The 21155-nt window shown below is 43.6% G+C and carries 10 protein-coding genes; all 10 read right to left on the bottom strand.

What is annotated here, in order from left to right; translation table 11 throughout:
• Nucleotides 1-72 precede the first annotated feature (72 nt).
• Nucleotides 73-2679 (bottom strand): ABC transporter permease, encoded by a 2607-nt coding sequence (locus tag G563_RS0103895; RefSeq protein ID WP_028664155.1) that lies wholly within the window; start codon nucleotides 2677-2679, stop codon nucleotides 73-75.
• A 197-nt stretch (nucleotides 2680-2876) separates the two neighbouring features.
• Entirely contained in the window at nucleotides 2877-5561 is a 2685-nt protein-coding gene (locus tag G563_RS0103890; protein WP_051210744.1) for an ABC transporter permease, read from the bottom strand.
• A gap of 12 nt (nucleotides 5562-5573) precedes the next feature.
• The gene (locus tag G563_RS0103885) at nucleotides 5574-5909 is read right to left on the bottom strand and encodes a PadR family transcriptional regulator (protein WP_028664153.1); all 336 of its coding nucleotides are present in this window, start codon (nucleotides 5907-5909) and stop codon (nucleotides 5574-5576) included.
• A gap of 539 nt (nucleotides 5910-6448) precedes the next feature.
• Complete coding sequence (locus G563_RS0103880) at nucleotides 6449-8827, bottom strand: ABC transporter permease (protein ID WP_028664152.1); 2379 nt, start codon at nucleotides 8825-8827, stop codon at nucleotides 6449-6451.
• A 431-nt stretch (nucleotides 8828-9258) separates the two neighbouring features.
• Nucleotides 9259-11913: an ABC transporter permease gene (locus G563_RS0103875; protein WP_028664151.1), complete on the bottom strand. Its 2655-nt coding sequence runs from the start codon at nucleotides 11911-11913 to the stop codon at nucleotides 9259-9261.
• On the bottom strand, nucleotides 11910-12248 hold the full coding sequence (locus G563_RS0103870; RefSeq protein WP_028664150.1) for a PadR family transcriptional regulator: 339 nt from the start codon (nucleotides 12246-12248) through the stop codon (nucleotides 11910-11912). The genes G563_RS0103875 and G563_RS0103870 overlap by 4 nt, the downstream gene beginning before the upstream one ends.
• 357 nt (nucleotides 12249-12605) lie before the next feature.
• Nucleotides 12606-15242 carry an ABC transporter permease gene (locus G563_RS0103865; protein WP_028664149.1) on the bottom strand — a complete coding sequence of 879 codons (2637 nt, stop codon included), beginning with the start codon at nucleotides 15240-15242 and terminating at the stop codon, nucleotides 12606-12608.
• Nucleotides 15243-15362: 120 nt separating this feature from the next.
• On the bottom strand, nucleotides 15363-18029 hold the full coding sequence (locus G563_RS0103860) for an ABC transporter permease (RefSeq protein WP_084650750.1): 2667 nt from the start codon (nucleotides 18027-18029) through the stop codon (nucleotides 15363-15365).
• A gap of 75 nt (nucleotides 18030-18104) precedes the next feature.
• Nucleotides 18105-18443 carry a PadR family transcriptional regulator gene (locus G563_RS0103855; RefSeq protein ID WP_028664147.1) on the bottom strand — a complete coding sequence of 113 codons (339 nt, stop codon included), beginning with the start codon at nucleotides 18441-18443 and terminating at the stop codon, nucleotides 18105-18107.
• A gap of 215 nt (nucleotides 18444-18658) precedes the next feature.
• A complete protein-coding gene (locus tag G563_RS0103850) occupies nucleotides 18659-21076 on the bottom strand; it encodes an ABC transporter permease (protein WP_028664146.1) in 2418 nt (805 codons plus the stop codon).
• Between the last annotated feature and the right edge of the window lie 79 nt (nucleotides 21077-21155).

The following is a 21155-nucleotide window of genomic DNA, read 5'->3' as shown; positions in this document are numbered from 1 at the left end:
GGCTATGAGTTTATGGGAAGATGATAAACTCAACTTAAAAGTTGCATGAAATGCCATTCTTTCTTGTTGTTTTTACTCGCTCCGCAAACTCTTCACGGGATTTATCAAAGCCGCCTTAATCGCTTGATAGCTAACCGTTAGCAACGCAATTACAATAGAGCCCAGAGCGGCGACCGCAAATATCCACCAAGATAATTCGGTGCGGTACTCATAATGCTGTAGCCAATTGTTGAGAAAATAGTAAGAAATGGGCACCGCAATAAAGCAAGCAATCAAAACCAATAGAGCAAAATCTTTTGAAAGCATTTGCCAAAGCCCAGCCACACTAGCACCCAGCACTTTTCGAATGCCGATTTCTTTGGTGCGTTGCTCGGCAATAAACGAAGCCAGTCCAAACAGACCTAAACATGAAATCAGTACGGCTAAAAGCGCAAAGAAGGCTGCCAATTTGCCGATTCGTTCTTCATCACTAAACTTCCGACCATAGACTTCATCCACAAAACTGTATTCAAACGGTGCTTCGGGGTTGTATTTTTTAAATATGCCAGCCACTTTGTCAAGGGCCTTGCTCGTCCCCAATTGAGGGGAGAGTTTGAAGCTAATCGTATTGACTGCATTGTAGTTAATAGTGTAAAAAGCAGCGTTTACAGGCTCAAAAGGAGATTGTCGAATCATGTTTTTAATGACTCCGATTACCTTGTATTCCTTACCACTTCGGACGATTTCGCCGATGGGTCTTTTGAAACCCATTAACTTCAATGCCGCTTCGTTGATGATCATAGCCGAAGAATCCGTGGAGAACTTTCTTGAAAAATCACGCCCCTCTATCACTTTCCACCCTACTGTGTTACCAAAATCGTGTGTAACTTGATTAGCCATGAACAAAGGTTGGGTATTCGGCGTTTTTCCTTTCCAAGAAATATTGGTGGTTCCGCCATACTGATTTGTAATAGAACCCCCTGACTCTGCAAATTCGACTACAGCCCCCGTATTAAGCAAATCGTTTCGCAAGGCGTCATAGTGTCCGTATAATTCGGGCGTATTCATATTTACTTCAACCAGCAGGCCACGCTCATAGCCCGAAGGGCGGTCTTTAGCGTGCTGAATCTGCCGAAAAACCGTGATGATGCCAATGACCAACGTAACGGAAACGGTAAATTGAAAAACGACCAATGCTTTACGAGGAACCGACGCAAAACGGGTAGCCTTAAATGTTCCTTTTAATACCCTAATCGGCTGAAAGGAAGATAAATAAAGCGCAGGATAGCTACCCGCAATCAGCCCTGTAAGCAAGCTAAAACCTAGCCCAAATAGCCAAAACCAAGGGTTGTTCCATAAGATAGAAACTCTTTTATCTGCGATTTCATTGAAAAAGGGAAGAGCGAGTTGAGTAAAAATCAACGCTATTAAAAACGCCATGAGGGTAATGACAAACGACTCGCTCAAAAATTGAAAAATCAACTGACCACGTACCGATCCGACCGACTTGCGAATGCCTACCTCTTTGGCTCGTTTTTCGGAGCGAGCGGTGCTTAGGTTCATAAAATTAATACAGGCCAATAGCAAAACAAACACCCCAATGGCTCCAAAAAGCCAAACAAAATAGACAATGCCACCCGCGTTTTTTCCGTCTTTAAAGTCGGTGTATAAATGCCATTGATTCATCGGATGTAAGAAAAAGGCAGGTTTGTAGCCGGGTGGGTCTTTGCGTTTCATGCGAATATCCTTGATTTTGGCCGACACCGCCTCCGCACTTGACCCTTCTTTCAACTGCGCAAACACTTGAAAAGAATTTTCATCCCATTCGTCTAGTATTCGTTTGGCATATCCATCATTGGCCACAAACAACTCCCAAGGTGCCAGAAAGAGTACGTCGCGAAAAGCACTGCTGTAGGGCAAATCTTCATATACTCCCGTCACTTTTACGTCAGTTTTGTTACCCATTCTAATGATTTTATTCAGCGGATTTTCGGTGCCGAAAAAAGCTTTGGCCACCGATTCGGAAAGGAAAATGGTGTTAATTTCTTTCAATCCGTCAGAGCTACCCGCCAACATTTTGAAAGACATCATATCTACAAAAACAGGCTGTACATAATTGCCGCTTTTGGTTAGTTTCTTTTCTCCGGCCGCCAAAATTACGTCGCGGGTATAGGTAGAAAGGCTGGTCGCTTGAAAATCGGGGTACTTACTACGTAGTTCTTCTGCCATTGGAATGGGGACAGAGTTATACGAAGAAATCGTGCCATCGAAATTCACAAATTGCCACACTTGGGCAATGCGGTCGTAGTTTTTGTGGTATTTATTAAACGATAGTTCGTCCCATACCCACAGGCCAATCAGCATCGCCACAGCCATGCCCGTAGCGAGTCCAAAAATATTGATGAATGAGTAACCTTTGTATTTCAGGAGGTTACGAAAAGCGATTTTGAAATAATTGCGTAGCATATAGAGGCTGAATAAATAGGTTTGAGGGTATTGAGAGTGTTTACGTTTAATGTTGGAAAGGCGTATATAAGTTAGGGCATCGCGCCAATAGCGCTGCCGGGCCTTACCTTCTCCGAGCCGCTTAATGCGCAAAGCGTAGCGTTCGTGCAAATCGCCTAGAATCTCCTCGCGCAGGTGCGGAGCAAGAAGACAATTTAGCCATTTGTCAATCCAAACAGGTGGTTTATGTTTCATAGGGATTGGTTTGGTAGAGACGTTGCATGCAACGTCTGTACGTCAGTCTGTACATCATAGCAACGTCTGTACGTCAGTCTGTACATCATAGCAACGTCTGTACGTCAGTCTGTACATCATAGCAACGTCTGTACATCATGGCAACGTCTGTACGTCATGGCAACGTCTGTACGTTATGGCAACGTCTCTACGCAGATTTATTCCGTCTTCAGTGATTTCACAGGATTCACTAAGGCTGCTTTGATAGCCTGATAGCTAATAGTCAGCAATGCGATAAGCATGGCCGACACTCCTGCCACTACAAACACCCACCACTCGACGGAGATGTGGTACGCAAACTCTTCCAGCCACTGATGGGTTGCCCACCAAGCCAGCGGAAACGCAATGCCGTTGGCAATTAAGACCAACTTCATAAAATCTTTGGAAAGCAATGTCGTGAGGCTAAATACACTAGCTCCTAGTACTTTACGAACGCCAATCTCCTTCACACGTTGTTCGGCTGTGTAGGTAGCCAAGCCAAATAGCCCTAAGCAGGCGATAAAAATAGTGGCTAGTGCTGCCCAAATCAGCATGGTTTCGCGGCGGTGGTCGTCAGCGTAAAAACGAGCTAGTTGTTCATCCAAAAAATGATATTCCAACAAATGAGCAGGGTCTATTTTTATCAAGGCTTCGTTTATTTTAGCCAAGGTATGTGGAACGTCACTTCCCGTAATTCTTGACGTAAAATAGTCAATCGAATGCACGGGGTTATTTTGATAGGCCAATACCATCGGTGCTATTTTTTCACGAAGTGACTGAAAATGAAAGTCTTTCACAATTCCTATTACGCGTGCGCGGAACGTTTGTTTGTTGTTAAGCGGACTGTAACTTCCTCCCATTGAGCGTTCGGGAATCTCCACCAATTGCCCCGCAGCCTCCTTAATTTTTAGCATTTTAGCTGCCGTTTCATTCAACAAAATAGAAGTAGAATCGTCTGTACCCACAAAATTGCGCCCATTCACGACCTTTACTTCAAACGTATTGGCAAAGTGCTCATCGACGCCCAACAAATACGAAATTGAATGTTCGTCGGTGTTGCCTTCTGTACGAATTTTAACGGTAGGGATGTTTTTCCATTCGCCTGGTACTCGCGTTGTTACCGATACATTTTTGATCGTAGCTATCTTACTGATTTCATTTTTAATCGTTTGTGCATTTTTGCGTACATCTCCCGAATTAATATCCACTACCAATAACAATTCCTTCGTAAATCCTAAATCTTTGTTGCTGACGTACTTAATCTGTTGAAACAGCACAATCGTGCCAATAATCATCACGACTGAAATCGTAAACTGAAAAACGACCAACCCTTTCCGCAACGACAAGTCTCCTTGGTTTTGGAGTTTGAGGGTTTTTAACAACGCAAGCGGGCTAAAACGTGACAGCAAAAATGCTGGATAACTCCCCGAAATCAAGCCTGTTAGCACGACAGCAACGGTCGTGTACAGCCAAATTCGGTAATCGGAATGGAAGCCAAGCGAAAGCTGCTTTTCGGTAAAAGCATTGAAAGACGGCAAAAGAAGATTGACAAACCCAATCGATAACACGAACGAAAGTAATGTTACGAGCAACGATTCAAACAAAAACTGGTTGATTAAATGACTTCGAAACGCGCCGTTGGCTTTGCGAACGCCAATTTCTTTGGAGCGATTGGTGGCCCGTGCGGTTGTCAGGTTCATATAATTGATGCAAGCAATCAACAGCACAAAAAGAGCAACGATCCCAAAAATTTTGATGTACAAAATGCTACCTTTACCTGAGCCTACGTTGTTAGAACCCCTAGCGATGTGGTCTGAATGCAGACGCATATCCGTGAGCGGTTGCAAGGAATAATCGACCGTTGTTCCTGTTTCAAATTTGTAATTGGCATGAACCAAGGCATTCATTTTTGCTCCGACGGTCTGAGGTTGAACGTTTTCTTTCAACAAAGCATAGACCGTATAATCGTGCGAAGACCAATCGGACGCATTCGATTGCTGAAACTCAACATCGTCATTGAAAGTACTTTCTGACAATAAAGACTCAAAATTAAAACTTGAATTGCTGGGATGATTTTTAATAACTGCCGTGATTTTGAGGGGTTTTTCCGTAAAGTCAAACCGAAGTATTTTTCCGACAACCTCGGTGTTATTAAATAGTTTTTGAGCAATCTTTTCAGTAATTACAATCGAATTTGGCTCTTTTAGAGCTGTTTGTTTTTCTCCTGCAATTGCTTCAAAATCAAATACCTTCATAAAATTCTCATCTGCCAAATTGATGGTCAAGTGAAATTTATCTTTGGTTTCAGGGTTTGACAAATTATCCCGGCCAAAACTTGTCATACGCGCCGTTGTCTCAATTTCTGGAATACTTTTCTTTGATTCTTCGGCCAATTTATAGCTTACGGCCGCAATCGTAAGGTCGTCGGTTTTGGTCTTTTTGTGTTCGATAACTCGATAAATATGAGAAGCCTTACTGTGCTGTTGGTCAAAGGTTAATTCATCAAACAAGTACAAACCAATGATGAGAAAACACGTAATTCCGAAAGTCAGGCCAGCCACGTTCAAGGCCGTGTACAATTTGTGGCGAGTAAGGGTACGAAAGGCGATTTTAAAGTAGTTGCGTAGCATAGTTGGGCTGTATGTATAGGTTGTTGGATACGGATTAGGTTGACGTTTTATGTTTGACCATCGAACATACGTCAGGGCATCGCGCCAATAGCGCCGTCGGGCTTTGCCTTCTCCGAGCCGTTTGACCCGCAGGGCATATCGTTCGTGTAAATCGCCCAAAATTTCCTCCTGCAAATGCGGAGCAATGAGCCAAGTTAGTAGCTTATTAAGCCATTTCGGCGGATTGGCTTTCATGGGCAGAACGTTTTAAGTCCAGGTTAGTTTGGTGAGGGGAATGATGCGACTCCAAAGTCCTTCACGAACCCGTCGTACCTCGTTCAATACACGTCCTCCCAATGCGGTCACGGAAAAAATGCGTTTGCGGCGTCCACCTCGCTCGGCGGTGGCTTCGCCCAAGTGAGAGGTAACGTAACCTTTTTGCTCCAGACGTTGCAGAGCAGCGTGTACAGCCCCTGTGCTTACAGTTTGGCCTGTTTCTAATTCCAATTCTTCGGCGATAGACACCGAGTAAGCATTGGGAGCAAGAACAGCTACGGTTAACAAAACTACTTCTTCAAATTCCCCTAAATCGCTTCTTCGCATGAGTGGTCAAAGGTATTTTAAAGTTTAGTGCTGAGTTCTTCCAAGTCTTGGGGACTTAGAAGAACTATTTTAAGTCTATTTTTAAGACAATTGTTATTTTATCTATTTCTGTATGTAAAATACCTTGCCAATTTTCAAGAAAAGCTACCTCGAAAGGGGAAGAGTGCCAAATTATCTTCGGTCAGTGCGCTCCTTCCACCCTAAATCCTCCCTCTGTTTTCTGCTTAGGGGAACTTGTAAAGGGGGCTGTCCAAAAAGTCTGGTATCACCAAATTATCTTCGGCATCTGCTCAACCTCACCCCCTAAATCCCCCTCTCCTTTCAGTAGAGGGGGACTTTTGAAGCCCTTCTCCTGCTAGGAGAAGGGTTGGGATGAGGTTAAAGCCAAAAATATTTTGTGACCTGTTACTTTTTAGACAGCCTCCTAGGATGAGGTTAAAACAAAAGATAATTTGGTACTCCTCTACTTCTGAAACAGCTCATCTGTCTATCTTGAAGTGTCCAAAAACGGACACATGTTGTACACAATTGGACGCTATTTAGTCAGTTTTTAGGCTTTCTACGGGATTGTTGAGGGCAGCTCTGAGGGCTTGAAAACTAACCGAAACCAAAGCGATAATGAGAGCGAAAATAGCCACAAATATCAAATACCACCATTGGAGTTGGGTACGATAAGCAAAAGTTTCTAAGAGTTTTTGGCCTAACCAATAAGAAATAGGCAAGCTGATACCCAAGGCTATACCTACAAGTTGGAGAAATTGGCCTGAAAGCATAGCCACAATATTGGTGACACTCGCTCCCAATGCTTTACGAATACCGATTTCTTTGGTGCGCTGTTTGGCCACGAGCGAAATCAATCCAAATATGCCGGCACAAGCAATCAAAATAGCAAGCAACGTGACAAAGCTTATCATCTGCCAAATACTATCAATTGGCCGGTACGTTTTGGCAAGTTCGTCACTAAGATAAAAATGAGACAAAGGGCGGCGGCTAGGTATATTTTTAAATCGCGCTTCTACTGTTTTAATGAGTGTGCTTGCTTTGGCTGGGTCTTTCAAACGTATGGTTAAAAAATTGCTAAGTTTTTGTTTGCCTGCATACCAATGGAGCAGCGGCTCTATGGATTCTTTCAGATTTTGATAATGGAAATTTTTGGTGACTCCTATGACCGTATAAATGGTAGGGTCATTTTGTTGGCGCAATTGTTTGCCTACGGCGGTTTTCCAGCCAAAGGCCCTCATGGCCGCTTCATTAATAATGATATTATGATTGGCTGAGTCTGCGGAATTATCTAAAAAACTACGTCCTTCAATGAAAGGGATTTGGTAGGTTTCAAAGTAATTTTCAAAGGTACTTGCATGAAGTATACGTACGCTTTGATTGGGATTTTTTGCTGGATAATACTCATTGAAATTGTACCAATATTTTACAGGGGTAAGCGTAGAAGTACAAAACGACTCTACATTTGGATTTTGTCGTAGCTCATCCAATACCACCCTTCCCGCCGAAAGCGCTGTAGACGAATTGCGGTAATCGAGGTTGGTATTAAAAACCAAAACGTTGTTTTTATCATAACCTAGGGCGGTGGTTTTCATAAAATTGATTTGTTGGCGCAGGCCCAACGTGCCTACAATCAACATCACCGCCAATACAAACTGCAACACAATCAGGCTGTTTTGTCGAAAACGCCCACGTTGAGGATTGCTGGAGATCTTACCCTTAACAGCTTCGGTAGTCTTCAATTGCATGAGGTAGTAAGCAGGATAAGTACCCGCTACGAAAGTCACCAAGAGCGAAATGGAGAGTATAATTACAATCGTAGGATAGTCGTGTTCTAAAGAAATGTCGAGTTGCATGTGCCCTTCTCGAAGTTGATTGAAAGAAGGAATCAAATAATACTTGGCAAAAAATCCTGAAAACCACAAAGAGAGTAACATAACAATGCCCGCTTCTAACCAAAATTGCTTTAGAATCACACTTCTAGTAGCCCCAATGACTTGTTTTACTGCTACTTCCTTCAATCTCGGCAAGGCCGAAGCCATGTTGAGATTGATTAGGTTGATACTAATAATCAACAGCAGAAAAACAGCAATGGCAATAGCTCCATAAATAAGCCCTTTAAATGTAGGGTTTTGATTATGAATAAAATGTTTGAATTTGCTTAGATGTAAGGAGTTGTCACGAGATTCGGGTACAAAGTGATTCTTTACGATGTGGGGGAGTTTGGCTTCTAATGCTTTGGGGTCAGTACCTTTTTTGAGTAAGACAAATACCGGTGAAAATATATTGAACCAATTGGCTCGTTTTTTAAAATCAGGAAGCGAAAATAGTAGGTGGGTAGGAAGTACAACTTCAAACTGCTGGGAAGAGTTGGAGGGAATAGGCTCTAACACACCCGACACTTTAAACTGTAAAGTATCATCAAGGGTGACGGTTTTGCCGAGAGGGTTTATATTACCAAATAAATTCTGGGCGATTTTTTCGCTTATTACGATTGAATGATGGCCTTTGAGTGCTGTGGTAGGAGTGCCATATTTTAGTGGGAAACTAAAAATTTGGAAAAAAGTGGAATCTACAAAAACGGTGCTTTCTTGGAGGTCTTTAGTCCCATAATGAATCCAGGGTAAATACCAAGTTTGGATGTGGGTACCTGCTTCTATCTCAGGATAATTTTTTTGCAATTGTTCTAAAATAGGGTAAACTGTTTTTTCATGTTTTTGGTCGTTAATTTCAGTTTGGATATAATAAATTCGGTCACTATGAGCATGAAACTCATCAAAAGTGAGACATTTTTGGGCAAAAAGGATTAAAATGACCACACATGCCATCCCTACCGACATCCCAAAAATATTGATAAGCGAAAAAAGACGATTTTTCCACAAATTGCGAAGGGCAATTTTGAAGTAATTTTGTATCATAACGCTTAGCTTAGTTGTTGGTTAATCTTAGATAGACCTGTCGATTTTTGGATGAACAACTTCTCAACTGAATCCGTAATTCGAACCAATGACAGAAAATCGATGAGTACACTACTTAGTTTTGGTAACAATGTACACAGCTCCTCCTAAAGGAGTCAGCGACGTAAAAAGGTATATTAGGTATTTCGACCTTTTTGGTGAACAAATAGCTTGCCAGTAGAATAAAGTGTTGATATTGTGGTGTTTATCTCTTAAAAAGACTGATAGGATGTCCGAAATCGTACATGTTTTGTACATTTTCGTACACTTTGAATAGGTTTTTTTAAAATAAGAGTTATTCTCCGAAAGGAATATCAAGGGTATTACAAAGGCTTTACTCCTGATTTTCAACCCTTACACTTGAAAAAATCAGGGGTAAGCCTTATGTTTCTTTACTCTGTTTTCAGCGACTTTACTGGATTGCCTAAGGCGGCTTTGATGGATTGAAAACTAACGGTGAAAAAGGCGATTAGAATCGACAATGCCGCCGCAATCACAAACGTCCAAACGCTGATGTCGATGCGGTAAGGATAATTTTCGAGCCATTCTTTGATGGCATAGTAAGCTATAGGAAAAGCAAAGACAAACGACAAACTCACCAATTTTAGAAAATCAGCCGAAAGCAACGTCGTGATGCTCGCTACCGACGCGCCTAGTACTTTACGGATACCGATTTCTTTGGTACGCCGTTCGGCTGAGAGCGTGGCCAAACCAAACAGGCCAATACATGAAATAAAAATGGTCAAAATCGCCCCAAAGAGCATGATTTGCTTCCATTTGGCTTCGGCTTCGTAGCGTTTTTCGTTTTCTTCGTCCATAAACTTGTACTCGTACGGATTTGTCGGAAAGAGTTTTTTATACGTTTTAGCAAGGTGGCTTAAGCTCGCCGTTTCGCTTCCTTCTTTGATTTTGATGAACACCTTTCCGTACTGATTCCCTGGCTTCATCGTAAACAGCTGCGGCTTTATTTCGGAGTTAAGTGACTCAAAGTGAAAGTCTTTCACCACGCCAATTATCTTGTATTTTTCGCCTTCATTGTACCAAAAATCCACGATTTGGCCCAACGGGTTTGTCCAACCTGCTTTTTTTACAAAGGTCTCATTAACCAATATCGACGACGTAGAATCAGAGTTAAACTCGGCCGAAAAGTTTCGTCCTTTGAGAATCGGAATCTGTAACAAAGGAAAGTAAGCTGCGTCTACCGTTTCGTACGCAAAATTTATTTCGGTTTGGCCATTTACTTTGGCAATCGTGTACCAGTTTCCGCCATTTTTGGGCGCGACGTCTAGTATATTCTGATTTTTCAATAGCTCATCCTTCAACACCTTTGCTTCATTGCGACTCAATCCCGATTTACCAACGGTCACAACGCCTTTGTCGTTATATCCTAAGTCTTTGCTGGTCAAATAGTTGAATTGGGAATAAATCGTAAGCGTGGCAATAATTAAAAAAGACGCCAACGAAAACTGCAACACCACCAAGCTCTTTTGAAGATAGTTTTTGCCCGAAAGGTTGAAGCGGCTATAAAGTGTTTGGACAGGATTGTAGTTGGATAAAACCAACGCAGGATAAAAGCCCGCCAGAAGACCTGTGGCCAAAAACAAAGCGATATAACCCGCCACTAATTTAGCATCAAACAAATACGAAAATGCCAATGCTTTATTAGCAAGCTCATTGAAAGTCGGTAGCACCATTTGTACCAACAACAAGGCAAATCCAAACGCCAAAAAGCACAGAATAAACGATTCCCCCAAAAATTGCATCACCAACTGCCCCCGGCCTCCTCCAACGACCTTGCGTACCCCAATTTCTTTAGCCCGTTTGAGTGAGCGTGCCACGGTTAAGTTCACGAAGTTGATGCACGCAATGAGCAAAATAAACAGCGCAATCCCCGAGAGGATGTACGAAAACATCGGATTACTGCCGTCCACCAAGCCATTTTGAGCAGGTTGGTCTTTGTTTAGGTGCATGTCGGTAAACGATTGCAGCATGTATTCCATTTTGCTCTGAGGCCCAAACCGCTTTACTTCTTCTTCCATCGCTTGTTTGGCATCTTTTTGAAAAACGCGATTCATCGTGGCCGCTACTTTTTTGAGGTTGGAATTAGGCTCAAGCACGACAAAGGTATTTTGGAAAAAGTTGAACCAATTACTTTCATTGGCCATATCTTCTTTGCTTACTACATAGGGAAAAAGAAAGTCAAACTTAATCGAAGAGTTTTGGGGGCATTTTTTGGCAATACCTGTAACGGTATAGGGCTCAAATTCGTTAGACTCCCCGTACGAATTTCTTACTAACAGGGTTTTTCCTAAAGCGTTGGTGGTTCCAAACTGTTTTTCGGCCATTTCTTCCGAAAGCACCACTGACTTCGGTTCCTTTAAGGCCGTGGCGGGATTACCACTTACGAGCGGAAAGGAAAAAACGGAAAAGAAACTACTATCAGCCCAAAAAGATTCAAAACTTTTGATCTCTGTTCCTGTTTTGATGTCGTTTCGGTCGCTTTTATAACGCACAAATGATTTAATTTCGGGAACACCCGCTGCAAACTTTGGCCCTTGTAAGTACCCCGTATGGGTATTGTACGATTGAAAAACCCCCGCAGGCGTAAACTGTTTGCTCGTAATGCGATAGATGTGGGGGTTGTTGGAATGAAACTGATCAAAACTGACCTCGTCTTTGGTATAGAGCATAATCAGCATGGCCGCCGCCAAACCAATACTCAACCCAATGACATTGATCACTGAATACACCTTGTTGTGTGCCAAGGTACGAAAGGCGATTTTGAAATAATTGCGTAACATAGATGGCTGAATTAAAAAAGGGTTATTATAAGCTTGTTTTTTCTCGCGACGACGGACAAAGGGAGGCAATACCGATGCGACATTAAGCAAATAACGCCACGTGGCTTGGCGTTTGCCTGCATGCTCGTACCAGTAGGCGTATAATTCATCCAAATCACCTTCTACTTCTTCGAGGGTATCTTCGGGGTGAAACCACCTCAAGACGCGGTTAGCCCACCTAGGCGGATGAAATTCAGTGGTTTTCATAGGCTGTTCAATTGCAATTTAGTCGGTGGTAGGAGTTGCCAAAGTTGTTGGCGCAGTTGTTGGATTTCCTGCAAAGCACGATTTCCCAGCGCCGTTACGTGAAAAAGGCGTTTCCGCCGCCCGCCGCGTTCATTGGTTGCGCCACCGAGTTCGGAGCTGACAAAGCCTTTTTCTTCCAATCGAATGAGTGTATTGTGAACCGTACCAAACGTCACCACCCGCCCCGTGTGCTCTTCCAACGCCTGACTGACCGTGACGCCATACGCCTCTCCATCGAGAATGGCTACCATCAGCAAAACGACTTCCTCAAATTCTCCCAGATAAGTCCGACGCATGGGCGTAATGATTAGTTTATATTTTATCGTACAAATGTGTGCCAGAAATGCAAATGGCCTTTTTTGGGCTATAAACGCTGTTTTTAAGGAAGTGTATGAAAAAAAAAATGTCCGCAAACGGACAAACGTTGTCCTGCGGTGGACAGAGAAAATGGATTGTAGAGACGTTGCATTGCAACGTCTCCACCGCATTGCAACGTCTCCACCGCATTGCAACGTCTCCACCGCGTTGCAACGTCTCCACCGCATTGCAACGTCTCCACCGCATTGCAACGTCTCCACCGCATTGCAACGTCTCCACCGCAACATACAATAGATAAGATACGTTGCATGCAACGTATCTACGGGACAATGAATTTATTCCGATTTCAACGATTTGACAGGATTTGCTAACGCTGCCCGAATGGATTGATAACTTACCGTAAGTAGCGTGATAGCCAACGCCCCCAAGATAGCAGCCACAAAAATCCACCACGGAATCTCAGTATGGTATTTATAGTCTTGCAGCCAATCACTCAAGAAATAGTAGGCAATCGGCATCGCAATCAGGCAAGAAATAACCACCAACACAACAAAGTCTTTGGAAAGCATTCCCCACAGGTTGAATACCGAAGCGCCAAGCACTTTGCGAACACCTATTTCTTTGGTACGCTGTTCGGCTACAAACGACGCTAACCCAAACAGCCCTAAACACGAAATAAATACGGCTAACAACGCAAAAATGGCAGCTAGTTTGCCAATTCGCTCCTCTGATTGGAATTTTTTGCCAAACTCTTGATCGACAAATTTATAGTCGAACGGAGCCGCTGGAAGGTGTTTTTTGAACGTGGCTTCAATCATTGCCACCGACTCAGACGCACTGCGCATGGGATTGAGCTTCATGGTCATCCAATTTACATTTTCGTAGTTCATCATATAAATGGTTTGCTTCACTGGCTCATACGGTGACTCCATGAGCATATCTTTGATCACCCCTACAATGGTAAAATACTCAGCATCTTTGCCTTGCCCCCATTGCACTACCTTTCCAACTGGATTTTTAATTCCCATAAACTTCACCGCTGCTTCATTGATAACAATCGCCGCCGTGTCCGTTGAGAAATCTCTGGAAAAATCGCGGCCTTCTTTGAACTGCCAACCGACTGTTTTACCAAAATCATGCGTAACCCAAATCGTCGCAAACTCGGGTTGGAGGCTAGGGTCTTGTCCTTCCCAATGGAAGCCACCGTTGTTTGACCAAACCCCCGTCAGTGGGCTTGACGACTCAGCCATTTCGACAATCGCTCCTTTGTTTTTCAGCTCCGTACGAAGCAAATCATACTTCCCGTAAAAATCGGGAGACATCATTTGCATCATAATCAGGCCGTCGTTGTTATAACCCATGGGGCGGTCTTTGGTATGTTGGATTTGGCGATACACAATCAAAGTTCCGATAGTCAACGTGATAGATACCGTAAATTGCACTACAACCAACACTTGTCGAGGAATAGAGGCAAAACGACCTGCTTTAAACGTTCCCTTTAGCACTTTAACGGGCTGAAAAGAAGACAAATACAAGGCGGGATAACTACCTGCCAATATTCCCGTGAGGAAGATAAAACCAATGCTTACTAGCCAAAACATAGGCTCAGTCCACGGAAAGATCATTTTTTTATCGGTAACTTCGTTGAACAATGGCAGTACGATCAACGCTAACACCACCGCACCCACAAACGCAAGGATAACTACTAAAAACGACTCGCTGAAAAACTGATTGATTAACTGCGCTCGAATGGAGCCGACCGCTTTACGAATACCTACTTCTTTGGCCCGTTTTTCGGAGCGTGCGGTGCTCAGGTTCATAAAATTGATACAGGCTAGCAACAGCACAAACAGCCCAACAATGGCAAACAGCCACACGTATTGAATAAAACCACCCGTTTTTACCCCTTCTTCCCAGTTAGAACGTAAGTGCCAATCGCTCATGGGATGTAGAAAAATCTCTGCCTTAAATTTCTTTTCTTCCGCACTTACTTTGTCCAACTTCGTGTTTTTGATTTTAGCGCTTAGCTTGTCCATATCAGCGTGGTCAGCAATTTGGGCAAAAAGCTGAAAGGAATTGTTATCCCACTGACCATCCTCCAAAGCCCGCTGCACCCACTTTTGCGACGAAACATACAACTTCCAAGGAGCAATAAATTTCAGATCATTAGCGGAGGTGTTAAAAGGCAAATCTTCATATACACCTGTTACTTTTACGTCCAGTTTATTGTCAATCCGCATGACTTTACCCATGGGATTTTCACTGCCAAAAAGAGATTGGGCAGTCGATTCAGAAAGTAAAACGGAGTTAAGCTCTTTGAGACCGTCATAATTGCCCTTGAGCATTTTCAACGAAAGCATTCTGGGCATATCCACATCCATGTAGTTGCCAGAGCGCGTGATTTTGGTTTCGCCGTACGTCAAAATACGATCCCCTCCCCACGTAGCCATGGCCAAATGCTTAAAATCACTCCCGTATTTTGCCCTTAATTCCGCTTCCAAAGGCATAGGGATAGACCTTTCTGTACCCTTTCGGCCGTTGAACGTCTGGTGCTGCATTACTTGCGCTAGCTTATCGTAGTGCTGATGATACTTGTCGTACGAAAGCTCATCGTAAATCCAAAGACCAATCATCATGGCCACGGCCATACCAACGGCCAGTCCACCAATGTTGATGACAGAATACCCCGTATTTTTAACGAGGTTTCGAAAAGCAATTTTGAAATAATTTCGTAACATAGAAGGACGGTATAAAAAGGTGAATGGATAAGGGTTTGGTTTACGTTTCAAAGCAAACGGTCGGATAAAACTCAGCACGTTCAACGCATACTGCCTCCGCGCTATTTTTACCCCAAAAAGCCCAACCTGCCGCTGAAAACGTTCATACAGGTCTCCCTGCACTTCCTCCAGCAGGTGAGGTGCACAAAACAATTCAAGCAGGTGGTCAGCCCAGCGAGGCGGATGATTTTGCATATAATAATTGTATTGTAAATGGAATTGTAGAGACGTTGCATGCGGTGGAGACGTTGCATGCGGTGGAGACGTTGCATGCTGTGGAGACGTTGCATGCAACGTCTCTACGCGACAATGAAATTATTCCGATTTCAACGTAGTCACAGGGTTTATCAGGGCAGCTTTCAAGGTCTGATAGCTGACCGTAAATAAGGAAATGGCAACAATCGCTATGCCCGCAACGGCAAAACTTCCCCAACCAATCTCCGTACGATACACGAAACTTTCTAACCACTTGTTCATGGCATAATACGACAACGGCGACGCAATCAGGAGTGCCACCACCACAGGCTTCAAAAATTCTTTGGATAGCAACGTTGTGATACTCAACACACTTGCTCCGAGTACTTTCCGAACTCCGATTTCTTTGGTACGCTGCTCGGCCGTAAACATAGCCAACCCAAAAAGCCCCAAACAGCTGATGAGAATAGCAATGAAGGTGAATGAATTGATAATCTTGCGCAGTGTTTTTTCTTCTACGTACTGTTTTTGAATCTCTTCATCCAAAAACGAGTACTGTAATGGAAAGCCAGGGATAAGTTTTTTCCAGGTTTGCTCAACATTGGCCATTAACCCATCGTAGTTGTCAGATTGAACTTCCAAAACCATGTACTCTGGCTGAGCGTTGTAGTGCATCATTACGGGTTTGATTTCCTCTTTCAAAGAGTTGTTGATGTAATCTTTGTAAACGCCAATGACTCTAAATGCATCAACGTTGTCGACAGCGCCCGTGAATACTTCAGTACCCACGGCCGTCGTCAAGGTCAAGTTTAAATCTCTTACGCTTTTCTCGCTCAAAATCACTTGGTTGTTGGTATCGGCTGGTGTGAAGTTTCGACCTGCAATGAGTTTGATTCCAAGCGTCTTCAAAAACCCTTCATCCACTACGTTGTTTTTGATTAACACGCCTTTGTCCATACTTCCTCCCGATTTAAAGACCAACATATCTTGTAAAAAACTTTGAGAAGGATAGTAACGAACGCCTCCGATGTTTTTAATCTGATGCTGATTCAACAACTCATTTTTCAAGGCCGTAAACTGCCCTTGGGCATTTTCGTTGGAAAGCGAGATGACTATTTTTTGTTTTTGATTAAAACCGAGGTCTTTGTTTTGCATAAAATCTAACTGCTTAGAAATCACCAACACGCCGATAATGAGCACAATAGCAATCGAAAACTGAAAGACCACTAAGCCTTTGCGAAGAACAACCGAGGTGGGATTAAACTTAAACGTGCCTTTCAGAACGCTAACAGGCTTGAAACTTGATAAATAAATGGCTGGATAAATCCCCGCTAATAGCCCCGTCAATAATGCCACCGATACGGTGATCACCAAAATATCGACATTTTGCGTAACATTCAGCTCTAACGCACTGTCGGTAAGCGAATTGAGAAAAGGCAACAGAAGCTGAACAATTGGTAGAGCCAAGAAAATGGAAATGAAGGCAATGAGCATCGACTCTCCCAAAAACTGCCCAATCAGCACCGATCTAAACGCGCCGACGGCTTTTCTAACCCCTACTTCTTTGGCACGACGCACCGAACGTGCCGTCGTAAGATTGACAAAATTGATGCAGGCAATGAGCTGAATAAAAGCGGCAATCGTCAATAAAATGTACAAAAAGGAAATATCTGAGACCTTACCTGCTTGGTTGGTAACGCCTTTTGAATATAGGTGAATGTCGGTTATTTTTTCTAGAAATACCTTTTTTTGCATCCCTAATTCGGCGATTCTTTTCCCACCATAGCGTTGCAAAAGAGCGGCTATTTTGGTATTGACACTTTCGGGGCTTACGTGAGGTTTGAGTTTTACGTAAGAATAAATAAAGTTGTTGCCCCCCCATTCGGTATTGTTTCGGGCAAACTCCCCCAGCCCACCGCTATTGAGGCTCACCAAGAAGCTTGGCTTCAGGTGTGATTTTCCAAAATTATCGTCATAAACCCCCGTTACGGTATAGATCGTGGTATTGATATTACTACCTACTTTAATGCGCTTGTTAATCGCTTTTTCGTCCCCAAACATTTTTTTGGCAAGCGTTTTTGAAAGTACTGCCGTGTAGGGCGCATCCAACGAATGCTCTGGCGAACCTTCCGTGAAACGGTAGGTAAAGACATTGAAAAAAGTAGAATCAACCAAAAAACCTTTATCGTCAATAAACGTTTCGGTTTTTCCTACTACTCCTAAAACGTTATTTTTTGTGGTAAAAAAGTTAAGGGCGCGAGTATATTCTACCACTTCAGGGAGGTCTTTTTTCATGGTCGGGGCAATGACAGGCCCGCTGGTGCAGCTATTGAACATGGGCTGATCGCCGCCGTTATGAACGATATTTGTTCGGAGACGATAGATATTTTCGGCGTCTTTATGGTAGGTATCGTAGCCAAATTGGTCTTTGACATAGGCCAAAATGTACAAGCAACATACTGTACCGACGGTCAGGCCAAAAACATTGAGTGAGCTGAACGTCTTATGACGAACAAGATTTCGAAAAGCGACTTTTAAATAATTGATTAACATGGTCGGGCTGCATAAAAAAGTGGTTTGAAACTCGGATTTTTTACGTTTAAGGGCAAAAGGACGAATAAAACTCAGGACATTCCACACATATTGACGGCGTGCGATTTTCTCGCCAAACAGGGCTAGTTGTCGCTGATAACGCTCATGTAAGTCACCTTGTACTTCCTCTAGCAAGTGAGGAGCACAAAAGAATGTAAGTAGGCGGTCAGCCCAGCGGGGCGGGTAGTTTTGCATATGATATTATATTGTGCATCACGGTAGAGACGTTGCATGCAACGTCTTCTCCACGCATGCAACGTTTCTACAATATTACATTCCCAAAACAGGTAACGTCTGAGGTGCAATAGCATCCCACAAACGATTTCGTTGTTCGCGCACTTCTTGTAGTGTTTTACTGCCAATCACAGTCACCCGAAAGAGGCGCTTGCGGCGTCCACCGCGTTCGGCGGTAGCCTCTCCCATAAACGACGACAGCATTCCTTTCTCTTCGAGGCGGTGCAAAGCGGCATGAACCGCACTAATGCTTACACTTCGTCCCGTTTGGCGGTCGAGTTCGTCGGTAATAGCCACTCCATAGGCCCCTTCTCCCAAAATGGAGACGGTCAAGAGGACAATTTCTTCAAATTCACCTAAGTACGTTCGTTTCATCAAAAAAAATATTATTAACTTTTGTAGAACAAATAGTTTGCCAGTTACCTGAATGTGCATTTTTAGCCTGTAGAAGGGGATTTTGGGATTGTTATTTGTCCGAAATCGTACACCGTTGTCCAGTATTGTACGTTCCATGGTATTAGTTGTTGGTAGAGACGTTGCATGCAACGTCTCCACGCATGCAACGTCTCTACCAACAATACCCGATGATTTTATTCCGTTTTCAACGTTTTGACGGGATTAGAAAGGGCTGTTTTGAAGGCTTGGTACGCAACAGTGCCTAGTGCAACGAGCATCGACAAGCTCCCTGCCAACACAAATATCCACGCGTTGATTTCGATTCGGTACGCAAAGTCCTGAAGCCATTGATTGCCGAAATAATAAGCCACTGGGCAGGCAATGGCAATTCCTATAAAGACGAGCTTCAAAAAGTCTTTTGATAAAAGCGCAACGATGCTTGTTACACCCGCCCCAAGTACTTTACGAATGCCAATTTCTTTGGTACGCTGTTCGGTTACAAATGTGGCCAATCCAAATAATCCTAAGCAGGCAATCAAAATGGCTACCAAGGAGGTATAGGTCAAAATTTGCTTCCAGCGCAGGTCGTCGGCGTAGCGCTGCATCCGAAAATCTTCCAAGAAATAGTATTCCAAAGGAAGGTAAGGGACGTACTTTTTATAGACGTTCTTAATCTGTGCTAAGGCTTCTTTTTGGTGGTTAGCCGCCAGTTGTATGTGAATACAGCCTGCTTGTCGGCGGGTATCGCGCGCCCACACGATGGGCTTGATTTTCTCCTTAAATGAATCATAATGGAAGTCTTTTACAATCCCAACGATGTTCAATGCTTTGTCGCGTTGGCGAATGGAAAGCGTGAAAGGATCTTGGCCTTTGGGAACAAACTCCCGTACAAAAGCCTCGTTGACAATGATATTTGATACCGTGTCCAAGGCGTATTTGGATGAAAAATACCGCCCCTTGACCAACGGAATCCCCATGAGTTGAAGGTGATTCTCGTCGATGTATTCGTAGTAAGTATAATCAGTGTCTTTGCCGTTAATCTGGTAAATCGTACTATTCCAATCGCCCGATTTACTTGATACTTTTTCTACGTAAGGCAACTGCGCTAAATCGTGTTTGAGCGGAGTGGCTACTTTCTCTATTTGATCCCAAGGCAACCAAAAACGCAAGATATTGTCGGTTTTATACCCAAGTTCGGCGTGGGTGATGTAGTCAAATTGACGCGCTGCAATCACCGTCCCGATAATCAATACCCCTGCCAGCACAAACTGAAAGACGACCAATGCTTTGCCGAACATTTGCCGTCCTGATAGCTTAATTTGTCCACGCAAGGTCTCCATGGGACGAAAACCTGAAAGTACCAACGCAGGGTAAAAGCCCGCCAAGAGAGCGACCAAAAACAGTAAACCGCCAAACAGGGCTAAAGTCGAAGGCTGGAAAAGGTAAGTGCTTTCTAAGTGCTTGTCAGTCAGATCGCTAAACGTCGGTAATAGAACATACGCTAATAGCAACGACGGAATAAAAGCCAATGCCGTCAGCAAAAACGACTCTCCTAAAAACTGCGATAAGATATGATTTCGTGTACCGCCCGTTGCTTTTCGAATACCGATTTCTTTGGCACGTTTGAGCGAGCGGGCCAGCGTAAGGTTCACAAAATTGATACAAGCAATGACCAAAACCAACAACGCCAGTCCCGTCAAAATCTTCGGATAACGCTCATTTGACCAGTATTCTAAGCCATTGGAGGCGTAATACTCAGGGTTTAAGTGCATTTCGTACAAAGGTTGCAGCTTAAACTTCATTTCGTAGGTTTTGCCTTCACTATTATCTTTACGCACACTTTCTAAAAAATCAGAGGTGTACTTCTTTGTCACCGCCTCCATTTTTTTGCCCAACTGTGCCACATTCGCTTTCGGATTGACCAACAAAAACGTATTCAAACTTGCATTGAACCAATTTTCATCGTTGGCGCGTTGCTGAGGGTCAGGTGAAATGAGGTGGTCGATGGACATCAACATATCAAACTGAATCGACGAGTTGGCGGGTGGGTGTTTGACTACGGCCGCCACCACAAACGGCTTAAAGGCCGACCCTTCATCCCCGATTTGGATTATTTTACCCACGGGGTCTTGGCTTCCAAAATACTTTTCGGCCATGCGGTCGGTAATCACCACGTTTTTTAAGTCCTTGAGGGCCGTGCGAGCGTCTCCTGCCAACACCTCAAACGAAAACATGGTCAACGCCGAGTTGTCGGTGTACATCAGATTTTCTTTAATCCCTTCGTTGCCTTTTCTGACGAGGGTATTCCAACCGTTCTTAAAGCGACAATACGCCTCAAAATCACCAAGTTCACGCACAAACGCGGGGCCTTGGGGCATCCCTGTATTTCCCATTTTACTCAGATTTCCCTGCAAGTCTTTACGGTCTTGTATCAACCGAAAAATTTGCGGGCCTTTCGCGTGCATACGGTCAAAGGACAAATCGTCTTTGACGTACAGCATAATCAGCATCACCACCGTCAGGCCGAGGGTAAGCCCTGAGAGGTTGACAAACGAATACACTTTGTTTTGCCAAAGGTTCCGAAAAGCGATTTTGAGGTAGTTGCGTAGCATAAGGTTTAGGGTTTTGTGACGTATCGGTAGGGACATTACATGCTGTAGCGACGTTGCAGTGCAACGTCGCTACGGGAAA

Origin of the sequence: Runella zeae DSM 19591 (assembly GCF_000423565.1) — a bacterium.
Classification (GTDB): domain Bacteria; phylum Bacteroidota; class Bacteroidia; order Cytophagales; family Spirosomataceae; genus Runella; species Runella zeae.
Note: the sequence above shows the minus strand (reverse complement) of the source record. Positions and strands in the feature narration are given on the sequence as shown.